At 40.8% G+C, this 11,499-nt stretch carries 7 protein-coding genes; 6 read left to right on the forward strand and 1 reads right to left on the reverse strand.

Going from position 1 to position 11,499, the window contains the following annotated elements:
- Nucleotides 1-2 precede the first annotated feature (2 nt).
- Nucleotides 3-1,241 carry a glycosyltransferase family 2 protein gene (locus MTBBW1_RS21805; RefSeq protein WP_222424142.1) on the reverse strand — a complete coding sequence of 413 codons (1,239 nt, stop codon included), beginning with the start codon at nucleotides 1,239-1,241 and terminating at the stop codon, nucleotides 3-5.
- 618 nt (nucleotides 1,242-1,859) lie between these two features.
- Between MTBBW1_RS21805 and MTBBW1_RS21810 the strand changes: the two genes are divergently transcribed.
- The 6 genes from MTBBW1_RS21810 to MTBBW1_RS21835 all read left to right on the forward strand — a co-directional run bounded on the left by MTBBW1_RS21810 (nucleotide 1,860) and on the right by MTBBW1_RS21835 (nucleotide 11,136).
- Nucleotides 1,860-2,690, forward strand: a complete 831-nt coding sequence (locus tag MTBBW1_RS21810) for an ABC transporter permease (protein ID WP_080807146.1) — start codon at nucleotides 1,860-1,862, stop codon at nucleotides 2,688-2,690.
- The gene (locus tag MTBBW1_RS21815) at nucleotides 2,691-3,953 is read left to right on the forward strand and encodes an ABC transporter ATP-binding protein (RefSeq protein WP_080807148.1); all 1,263 of its coding nucleotides are present in this window, start codon (nucleotides 2,691-2,693) and stop codon (nucleotides 3,951-3,953) included.
- A gap of 32 nt (nucleotides 3,954-3,985) precedes the next feature.
- Complete coding sequence (locus MTBBW1_RS21820) at nucleotides 3,986-5,011, forward strand: glycosyltransferase (RefSeq protein ID WP_080807151.1); 1,026 nt, start codon at nucleotides 3,986-3,988, stop codon at nucleotides 5,009-5,011.
- A gap of 145 nt (nucleotides 5,012-5,156) precedes the next feature.
- On the forward strand, nucleotides 5,157-6,206 hold the full coding sequence (locus tag MTBBW1_RS21825; protein ID WP_080807155.1) for a GNAT family N-acetyltransferase: 1,050 nt from the start codon (nucleotides 5,157-5,159) through the stop codon (nucleotides 6,204-6,206).
- A 156-nt stretch (nucleotides 6,207-6,362) separates the two neighbouring features.
- Complete coding sequence (locus MTBBW1_RS21830) at nucleotides 6,363-7,883, forward strand: glycosyltransferase (protein WP_080807158.1); 1,521 nt, start codon at nucleotides 6,363-6,365, stop codon at nucleotides 7,881-7,883.
- Complete coding sequence (locus tag MTBBW1_RS21835; RefSeq protein WP_186441632.1) at nucleotides 7,783-11,136, forward strand: glycosyltransferase; 3,354 nt, start codon at nucleotides 7,783-7,785, stop codon at nucleotides 11,134-11,136. Before MTBBW1_RS21830 ends, MTBBW1_RS21835 begins: the two co-directional genes overlap by 101 nt.
- Nucleotides 11,137-11,499: the final 363 nt, after the last annotated feature.

Raw genomic sequence — 11,499 nt, forward strand, 5'->3', positions numbered from 1 at the left:
ATTTATTTTTTTAAACCCAGAATGGCAAGAGCAAACCCTGATACCACTGTCTGGATGCCAAGGCCAAGGCAGGTGACAGCCGGAATAACCTGTCTTAAGCTCTCCTGATATGAAAGCTCACCAAAACCTGCATTTTTCCATCCAATAAGTGCATATCCAAGAATGGCAGCTCCTGTGAGAATGATAATAAATCCCGCAATTATACCGATTTCAACGGATTTCCCGTTTATAAGTTTAAGCCAGTAGTCTTTGCCAGGCAAAAGACCAATGCTTACGCCATATGCTTTGGTAAAAATCCCGAAGAAACAGAGCTGGAAACCCACAAGCATGGCAGTGCTTGATACAAGAAGGGTATTAAGATCAAGTGTGACACCGGAGATGGTAAGTGGTTTTGGCAGCAGTATAAGGGAACCTGCAAGACCGGTTAAAAAAAGAATCAGCCCCGGAAAAACAAAGAGCCATTTGGGTGTATAAAGGAGCATGAATCTGAGGTGGCGCCATCCATCCCGAAATGATCTAAGGTGTGGAGGAGAGGTTCGTTTATCACATCTAAGGGTAATGGGTATCTGGCCGATTTTCAGGAATTGGAGCTGTGCCTTTATGACCATTTCCGAAGCGTACTCCATCCCTGGTGTCTTAAGATCAAGATTTAGAATGGCTTCTCTTCTGAATGCCCTCAGACCGCAGTGAAAATCCACAACAGGAGATGCAAAAAAGAGTTTGCCAAGTCCCGAAAGTACAGGGTTGCCTATCCATCTGTGTTTCCAGGGCATAGCTCCCTTTTCTATGGTTCCGCCACCTTTAGGGAGACGACATCCCATGACAAGGTCACAGCCATCACGAAGCAGTTTCAGAAATTCCGGAAGCTCACGGAAATCATAACTGCCATCAGCATCTCCCATAAGTACAAATGTCCCTCTTGCTTCGTTTATACCACCCTGAAGGGCATTGCCGTATCCTTTTTGTTCAACATGAACAACCCTTGCTCCTGCAGAAAGAGCAATTTTGACGGATTCGTCTGTGCTGCCATTGTCTGCAATTACAACCTCTCCTGTGGTTCCACTCAATTTTATGGCTGCGATAGCCTCTTTGATGCACGCCTCAAGTGATTCTGCCTCGTTCAGGCAGGGCATTACAATTGAAACTTCAGGCTCTGGGTCATTCATGCAGGGCATGAGAGTGGATTTTTCAGGTAAAGGTATTGTTGAAGAGAGAGAGAGTTTTGAAATTGATGATGTCATAAATAGCTAATAATCTGATTTATAGTCTGATTTGAGTGTGTAAACGGACATGGCCGGATAATTCCTCGACCGCCGGATTATAAAAATTAAGGAATGTTTTTATGGTAAATGGTCATGGCCGGCATTCAGCCACCCCCGAATATGGAAATTTGTATCTATTTCCACGGTAAACAGGCATGATTGATTACGTATCAATCACCCCCAAATATAAAAATGACAGTCATTTTCACGGTAAAAAATAAAGCCATAAAATTATCACCTTATTGATGGGGAGTAAAGGTTTTTCACTCATAGCATAAAAAACAAAAGGGGTGAATTATTCTTTTAAATGTGTTATCTAACCCCATTTTTAACATCAGTCCGGTGGGAAAAGAACACACCAGGTAAAAAAAACAGGCAGAAATGCAGAAAACTAAAGAACGCACCAGCTAAAAAACAGGCAGAAATGCAGAAAACTAAAGAACGCACCAGCTAAAAAACAGACAGAGATGCAGAAAACTAAAGAACGCACCAGCTAAAAAACAGACAGAGATGCAGAAAACTAAAGAACGCACCAGCTCAAAAACAGACAGAGATGCAGAAAACTAAAGAACACACCAGGTAAAAAAACAGACAGAAATGCAGAAAACTAAAACGAGGCCATTGTCATTGTTCAAGGTATTTCAGCCATTTTATTCCTCTTTCAGACAGAGCTATCTTTTGAAAGAGTTTGTATCAAGAGACATTAGAGGGCGCTTTGCAGGGTCAATGGCTGGAAGTCTCTGGACGATTATTCATCCGTTTGCAACGATTCTTTCCTATTACTTTGTTTTTTCAATGGTGTTGCGGGTGGGTGTTACAGTTGAAGAGACAGGGACAGACAGGTTTGTTATTTTTTTCCTTGCGGGGTTTTTCCCCTGGATAATGTTTGCAGACAGTGTGGGTAAATCTGTTGGCATTATTGTTCAGCAGGCCGGTCTTATTACCAAGGTTGTTTTTCCTGTGGAGCTTTTACCTTTAAGCACAGTAATTTCAGCATTTATTCTTCAGGGTATAGGGCTTTTGATTTTTCTGTTCTATCTGCTTTTGATTGGTTCTTTTCATCCTGTCTGGTCTCTTCTGCCGGTTGTGCTTCTGATGGAGTTTCTCTTTGCGTTGGGTTTTTCATATGGACTTGCTGCGTTGTGTGTTTTTATGCGTGATACAGGAGAGCTACTTACCATAATAATGATGCTATGGTTTTTTGCAACTCCTGTGATATATCCCGGTTCAATGGTACCGGAAAACCTAAGATTCATGCTTTATGTTAATCCAATGTTCGGGTTTGTGGATATTGTCAGGGATATTCTTTTGAAACATACCCTTGATTTTCTGTTACTCATTCAGATGGGTGCGATATCAATTGTTGTCTATCTTGCCGGAGCCTGGTTTTTCATGAAATCAAGGAATGCCTTTGGGGATGTTCTATAGATGTCGTCACTTGTTGTCAAAAATATTTCAAAGTCATATAGACTTTATAATAAACCCCTGGATCGCCTCAAAGAAGCTATTTTAAGAAAGCAATATCACCAGGCTTTTCACAGCCTTCAGGATATCTCTTTTTCAATAGAGATGGGTGAGACAATGGGTATTGTGGGAGACAATGGTGCAGGTAAAAGTACACTTCTTAAGATTCTTGCCGGCACATTGCAGCAAAGTGACGGAGAAATTAAGGTGTCAGGAAGAATTTCAGCTCTTCTTGAACTTGGGTCAGGCTTTCATTACGAGTTTACAGGCAGACAAAATATCTGGATGAATGCGTCTCTTATGGGACTTGAAAAAAAAGAGATTGAACAGTGGGAAGATGAAATTATCAATTTTTCGGAATTAAGGGATTTTATTGACCGACCTATCAAGACCTACTCATCCGGAATGGTTGTGCGCCTTGCTTTTTCCATTGCCACTGTTGTTGACCCTGATATTCTTATAATTGATGAAGCTTTGAGTGTGGGGGATCAGCATTTTCAGAAAAAATGTGTTGATAAAATGGTGGAAATAAAAAACAGAGGAAAGATAATCCTTTTTTGCAGCCACTCTCTTTACCTTGTCAACATGCTTTGTGACAACGCAATCTGGATTGACAATGGCAGGCTTGTTGAAATGGGCAGGGCAGAGGAAGTAACCGCAAGTTATGAGAACTTCTGTCGTCGGAAAAAGGATACATCTCCATCAACTGGCACTGTGAGGTCGGATTCAGGGAATGGTGTGGCCAGTGGAGGAGAGGAAAATATTGATGATCGCTGCACTAATAAAGATAGAGAACTTGATGATAACGGCAATCTTTCCACTCCGGTTAATGTAACTTCTATTCTTTTAAATGGATGTGGTGATGAAATCACTCTTACCACAGGTGACAACCTTGTTGTGGATATTGAATGCAAAGCCCATGAAGATGTTGAATACCTTGTGGCTGCTGTTATAAAACGAAGTGATCAACTGATGTGCCATGCAGCAAAAATAAATACATCTATTGACAAGCCCTTGAAGGGCAGGGGATGCCTGAAAATGAGGATTACATATCCTGCTATTCCTTTCTATCATGGGGAGTTTGCAGTTGAAGTTCTTGTTTCAGATAACCTTGGAATGCTTCTTTTTGACAAGGCTGAATCTGCTGTAATACGTATTTTGCCGGAAAATAACTCCCAGAATGAACTTGGTTTGCTTAAACTTGATCATAAATGGGATATTCTGTGAATTTTAATCATGTTGCAAGTGTGATTTAACTTATGAGTATTGCTGCAATTATAGTAAATTACTACACATCCGCTCTTGTGAATAATCTGATTTTGGATCTTTTTGCCTCTTCAATTATCACACAGATTTTTATCGTTGATAACAGCGGTGATTACTCTTTTGATGGCCCCTGTTCCGATTTTTTAGTTGCTGATCAGGATATTGAACGTGAGTATCATAGGGTACATGTTTTGTCACCTGGCAAAAACATTGGATTTGGTGCAGGGGTAAACCTTGCAGCAAACCTTGTTGATACCGAATGGATACTGCTTCTCAATCCTGATATGAGGGTTCCTTTGGGGGCTGTTGAAAAACTTCTGTCAGGCGCAAAATCTTCAGGAGCTGTTCTGGCAGGACCAAGGTTCTACTGGGATGACGGGAAGCGTTTCAGGCTGCCTCCTGGTCTTGGAGCATCTTCATGGATGGACTATGCTTTGATGAGTCAATCCATGTGTGAACTGGATGCACAACATCTTGGCTTTTACTGGCAGATACGCCATGAAAGGTTCTGGAGTTCTGCAAAGCCCTTTGCTGAGCCATTTTTGTCAGGTGCATGTATGCTCATCAATCGCAATTGGGCAGTTACCCGACATGATGACCCTGAAAAAAAATGGATTTTTGACCCCGCTTTTTTCATGTACTATGAAGATGCTGACCTTTCAGTGAGTGCCTTAAAATCTGGAACCTTGCCAGTATGTATTCCCGACTCAGAGATGATCCATTACTATAACCAGTCCCCTGCTCCTAACTGTAATAAAAACTCCCTTGAACCAGGCATGGAAAAATTGAGTATGATTGAAAACTCTCATGGAGCCTTTAAGAAAAAACACTATCCATCCATGTTGTTTGACCTTAAAAGCAGAGGCAGGTATGAGCCGGAATGTTCCGATCTTCAAGAAATTGATCACTATCACCCTTTTGAACCTGATATAATCATTTGTGAATTTGATAAAAAAACTGAACAGAGCCTTTATAGCCCTGAAAATATAGATGTTCCTTTTTTTTTGAAATCGGAGTGAATCCTTTTTTTATCCCTTTTGTTCAGTTGCCGTTGCTAAACCAGAAAGATCTACCTGTCATACTGCCTGAAGAAGTCTGGAATAATCTTGTTCCCGGGGAGTATTTCTCAAGATTTCGCTCTCCATTGAAAGGTGCTCATAAAATATGGAAATGGAAAAAAACATAACTTTTAAAAACGAGAACCTCGTAATCAGACCCTATGATGCATTCAAGGATGAGGAAAATGTGCGTCAGCTATGGCAGGCAGCATTTAATAATGAGATTTCATCTAAGCTCTGGCGATGGAAGTATATTGATAATCCCTATGAAACAGCCATTCTGATCTGTGAAAATTCAAAAGGGATGCCTGTGGTTCTATATGGAGGCATTCCGTTCCACTCCAACTTTTCAGACAGAAAAATTGTGATGATTCATCTATCAGATATTATGTCCCATCCTGACTACAGGGGAAGCGGTCTTTTTATTCATACAGCCAATGCATATTTTGATTTTTTTGGCAACAGGTCAGACACCTTTGTCATGTATGGCTTTCCTGGAAAATACCATTTTGATATTGGTGTTAAATATCTTGAATATGCTTCTATTGGTAATGGGGCAGCATTTTTTTGTGGTTCTGTAAAAAACATTATGGAGCATAAGACCAGACAAAGGCGTTTTTTTTCAGGCATCGGAGATCTTTTGCAGGGAAAAATTGTTCGTATAGAATATGATGATTTCCAGAGTGATTCAGGCTTGTTTGACAGCCTCTGGAACAGTAGTTCAAAAGACTATCCGCTTGCTGTTACAAGAGATTCGGCATTTATGAAGTGGCGTTTTTTTGACCATCCTTTTAAAAGCTATGAGATTTGGGGTATATCATATCCTCCCCTTAAAAAATGTCAGGGTATAATGGTATTAAGCTTTAAGGATAAAAAGGCTGTTATTGTGGATATGCTTTTTCCGGAAAAAGAAAAACTCGTAGTGGATTTTACTTCTCATTTGATGGCAATGCTTTATCAAAGGGGGTTTGATACCATTGAAACCTGGCTTCCTTCAGATCATTTTCTTGCGGCAATATTCAGAAAAGCAGGGTTTGATAACCGTGATGAACCTACAGGAATAATTCCTACCATCCGGATTTTTGATGAATCACTTGATTATGGGTGGGCATCTGAAAACATTTTCTATACCATGGGGGATGGTGATCTGTTTTGAAAAAGTGATGGTGATCTGTTTTAAAAAAGTGATGGTGGTCTGTTTTGAAAAAGTGATGGTGGTCTGTTTTGAAAAAGTGATGGTGATCTGTTTTGAAAAAGTGATGGTGGTCTGTTTTGAAAAAGTGGTGGTGATCTGCTTTGAAAATATTTTTTTATGAAAGAAATTTACATGGAACAATCTGCTGAAAAAGAGATGACTAAAGAGTCTGAAAATAAGAAAACTGATATTAAGAAAGCTGATATTAAGAAAGCTGACAGGCTATCTTGCTCTGTAATAATAAGGACAAAAAACAGACCCAGGCTTCTTGCACGTTGCCTTGAAAGTGTTGCAAAGCAGCAGAGAAAACCAGATGAAGTCATTATTGTCAACGACGGCGGTGATCCAATTGATTCTCTTCTTGATTTTTTTTCCGGAACTGATAACTATTCCGAGGCAAACTTAGGTTCCGAGACAGATTTAGGTTCCGAGACAGATTTAGGTTCCGAGACAGATTTAGGTTCCGAGACAGACTTAGGTTCCGAGGCAGATTTAGGTTCCGAGACAGACTTAGGTTCCGAGACAGACTTAGGTTCCGAGGCAGATTTAGGTTCCGAGACAGATTTAGGTTCCGAGGCAGATTTAGGTTCCAAGACAGATGCGGGTTTTGAGACAGATGCCGTTTCCCAAACAAATTCAGGTTTTGAGGCAGATTTAGGTTCCGCAACAAATTCAGGTTCCGATATAGATTCTGCTTCAGATATTCGTATTATAACAGTTGTGCATGAGAAATCCCTGGGGCGATCTGAAGCCGGTAATGCCGGTGTGGCCGCAGCAAGTGGAGATGCAATCTGTTTTCTGGATGATGATGATATTTTTTTTCCAGATCATATAAGGCGTCTTGAGCTTGCCATGCTACGTTTTGATGCAAAGGTTGCGTACTCCGGAAGTCGCCTTGTGCAAAAAGATCTTCTTGGTGAAAACGATGAACCCGAGCAATTCAGGATAATTGGAGAGTTTAACGAACCATTTGATGCAGACAGGCTTGCATTTGAAAACTATATTCCTTTAAATACCCTTCTGATTGACCGCATGCTTTTTGTTGATGTGGGTGGCTTTGACCCCTCTTTTAATCTATTTGAGGATTGGGATCTGCTTTTCAGGCTATCCAGGAAAACAAGATTTTATCACCTGAACCGAATCACATCCGAATATTCGGTGTGGGGGCAGGCACAGCAGATTACACTCTCCAGCAAAACAGAAAACTGGCGTGACGCATATGCACAGATGTTTGCCAAGAATTTTCTTGCTTTTTCAGACAGTGAAAAGACAGCATTTATGGCTGATTACTGGCTTTTAAGTCAGGACAGGCGTTCCCGTATCAAGGAGATGGAAAAAAAGATAGAGCATTGTCATGCTCAAAACACAGCTCTTCACCAGCAGTTGCATCAAGAATCAGAGCGAATACAGAGTATTCAAAGCGGTTTTCAAAGTGAAATTGAAAACCTAAAAAATCATTTTAATGAGCAGAAATCTTTTCTTGATGAACAAAATCGTCAGCTTGCTGATAAGGCTCTTCTGTTGCAGAAAGAGATGGATGATCTCCATAGCGGTTATGAAAAAAAAGGTTGCTGCATTAAAAAGAGCTTTGAAGGCTCAGAAAGAGAAACAACTGCTTTTGAACAAGACCATCCATGAACAGAGCAAGCAGTTGACCCTCGGACTTGGAAGTCAGGACATCCGTTCTCTGTTCAAGGTTCATGCAGGTGATATCGGCCCTCTTACCAATGACATTATTCAGGACAACTATAACAGGCTTGTAAAGTGGATAAAATCCCATGAAGTTCATGTCACCGAAGAGGTTGAGGCTTTTTTTGAGCGCTGGCACCTTCTTGAAAAACAGATGGCCAAACTTGACGAAAAGATAGAATCCCTTCTTAATCAGCTTCACTCTTCCCGTGTTGGCAAGATATGGCGGGGTATCCCAATTCCCCAGGTAACCACAATTCTCAAAAAGAACCGACAAATTCGGGACTTGATTGCTGAAGCGCCAATTGATTCCATTACAGGTGATACAGGGCTTCTGCTTCCAAAGAATAAAAAGCCCATTGAAAAAGATCGCGTGCAGGAGATACTTGATTATACCCCTGTTTTTGATGCATTTGCAGGAGACATGGAAAATCCTGAACTTATGGTACGTGTGGCAGCCCCTGGGCCACACCCGGTTGCCATTAAAGATAACAAAAGGCTCTGTTTCAGTATCTGCTGTGCCCATAACGATTTTTTCTGCATTAAGATCATGCTTGCAACATATGTGCGTGTTAATACATGCGATCTTCGAGTGTTCATTTTTAAGGAGGATGAGAACCATGACAGACACAGGCTTGCACCTGTGTTCAGTTGTGAATTCAATGCCATTGATGTTCTTGATAACCAGTACTATCCCATTAGTTTTCCGCCGATTGGTGATTCAAGGGGCAATGTATATCGTATTGAAATTGATTCGCCAAATGCAACCGAGGATCAGCACATTGCAGTCTGGTGTCATCCGGCAGACAGCAAACTTATGACAGATGCCAGGATGATTTCCGGTAGCAAACTGCTTATTAATGATGAGCAGCATGAGAGATTTCCGCTTTCATTTTTGGATACACAGGCTGCACTGTACCCCTGGATGAGGCGTCTTCTTTCCGGGATTCCCCTTAAACAATTCATGGATAAAAAAACCGATAAACAACATAAGAGAGTAGATCATGCTCTGTGGATATATAACAATAAGATTGATCACTCTGGTTTTTTACCTGCTGCACTGCTTCTGTTTTTTCAGATGGCTGAACAAGTCGGTCGCTCTGTTTCAGTTTCTGTTTATGGAGTTCATGACCCTGCAATTGAAACTTATTGTGAACTCAACTCCATTGAATACCATGTGATGCCAAAATCAGTGATTCAGGAGTGTAAGGTTTTGCCTTGGGCATTGCAGCAGGCCAGGGAGAATATTGTCTCCCCTGATGGGTTTATTTGGTTCTTTCAATCCGGAATGAGGCCTGGCAAGGATCTTATTAAAAATGCAGAGACCATGTTCAGACATTACCCTGAAACAGGTATTCTTCTTCCTGTTGTTGAAAATCATGAAAAGAAAGTATCCCATTCGTTCGGGCAGATTACCCGTGAAGGCCATATCCATACCTTTCCTGTTGGTATGTCTGTGACTCATCCTTTAAATTCCTGTGCAAGAAATGTTGATGCAACTGATTCGCCCTTTTTTATTATACGTAATAGAGTGCTGACAGAGTTTTTTTATAACACCTCTTTTTACGGAAATTCTCTTGATGGAAATTCTCTTGATGGAAACTCTCTTGACGGAAACTCTCTTGATGGGAACTCTCTTGATGGGAACTCTTTTGATGGGAACTCTTTTGATGGATATTATACTGCTCCGTACCAGATGACTGAACTGATATGGCAGTTGAAAAAAAGAGATTACAAAGTAAGGTTTGACCCGAGAATATCTTTTGCCGGTGACAGGTTTAAGGATGAGATTCCAGAAGATATTGTTGATATGCTTACACTTTCATCATCAGATGAGAAATTATCAGTTGAAGTAGTCGATGCAGATCAGTATGAAGAGCCGCATCAAGAGATCAGGGAGCACTTTGATGATCAGGATGGAGATAAAGAGGATAGATTTGATGAGCCTTATGAGTGGGTTATAGATCATGATCGGATCTCTTTTTTGAAACGCTGGAGAAAGGAGCTTTTTTACAAACCAGCTGCATATGATGATATATCTGTACTTCTGAACCCCGACAGGCAGACAACAGCCCTTGTCATTGATTTGACTTTGCCAACTTTTGATGAGGATTCAGGTTCTCTCCGCATGTTTGAGATACTTAAAATGCTTGTTGAGCTGGGAATCAGGGTAACTTTTTTTCCTGATAATCTGGATTGTACACCAAAATACAGGCGGGCACTTGAGTTCATGGGAATAGAGGTCTTTTGCGGAGACTATGGAATTGCAGATGCCCTTGCCGGTCGCCAGTACGATATTATAATGCTCTCCCGTGTTGATATAGGTCATCGCTATATGAATATTGTAAAACTTCTTAACCCCAATGCAAGGATCTATTATGATACTGTGGATATTCATTATGTAAGGGAATTTCGACAGGCAGAGATTGAGTTAGATGACAATATGCGTAGGAGGGCTGTAAAAACGCGTCAGAAAGAGCTTGCTAATGCTGTCATGTCTGATGTTGTCTTTACGGTAACCGAAGATGATAAAAAGCATCTTCTTAAAGAAATTCCATCACTTGACTGCTTTGTTCTGCCCAATATTCACAGAAAACTCCCCTTTGATATCTCCTGGGAAGATACAGATGGACTTGTTTTCATAGGCAATTACAACCATCCGCCCAATGAGGATGCGGTATTTTATTTTGTTGAAAATGTACTTCCCCTTGTTCAGAAAAAGATTCCTGACATTTGCCTTTATCTTGTTGGAAGCTATATGAAAGATGCCATGAAGGCCCTTGCATCGGAAAGCATTAAAGCTGTTGGGTGGGTGGAAGATGTGGAACCGGAGCTTGTCAAAAGAAGGGTAATGGTATCCTATCTTCGTTATGGTGCAGGCATGAAAGGAAAAATAGGACAGGCAATGTCCCTTGGGCTGCCGGTGGTCTCCACAACGATTGGTGCAGAAGGCATGGGGCTTAAAGATCAGGAAAATGTCATGGTGGCAGATGACCCTGAAGTATTTGCCGAAAAAATTTGTCAACTATATAGTGATAAAAAAGTCTGGGAGGCCATTTCAGGCAACTCCAGAAAGTATATTTACAGTCGGTATGGAATAGATGTCATTAAAGAAAAACTGAAGAATTTTCTGGATGAGGATCTAAAAAATTCGGTAGTGTCCCAAATCTGTGGACCACTCTCTGGAAATACTTATCAATAGAGTCGTTTCCTTATCAGATCAACGGATTTGGGACATCACCAAAAATTTAAATTCAAATGGAAAGGTTGCAGGGTCAATGATGTTGACTTAACCTCTCTATTTTTGACAGTCATTTCTGGCATCCTTCATTTGAACCCAAAAATACTTTACACTTTTTTGTGAGAGATTCCCGCCACACAGAGTTTTCTCTCCGGAAAGTGTAAACTGGGAAATGAAGCATGCCTCATTTCTTCCTGATTATCTGTCTGAATAAGGATACACTTGATTAACAGGATAAGGCAGGATATTTATCCTGAACATCTTATCCATCCTGGTTATCCTGATTCAGACAAATGCAATAACTTATGAGAAAGAAATAAGATG

It is taken from the genome of Desulfamplus magnetovallimortis, assembly GCF_900170035.1.
Taxonomy (GTDB): domain Bacteria; phylum Desulfobacterota; class Desulfobacteria; order Desulfobacterales; family Desulfobacteraceae; genus Desulfamplus; species Desulfamplus magnetovallimortis.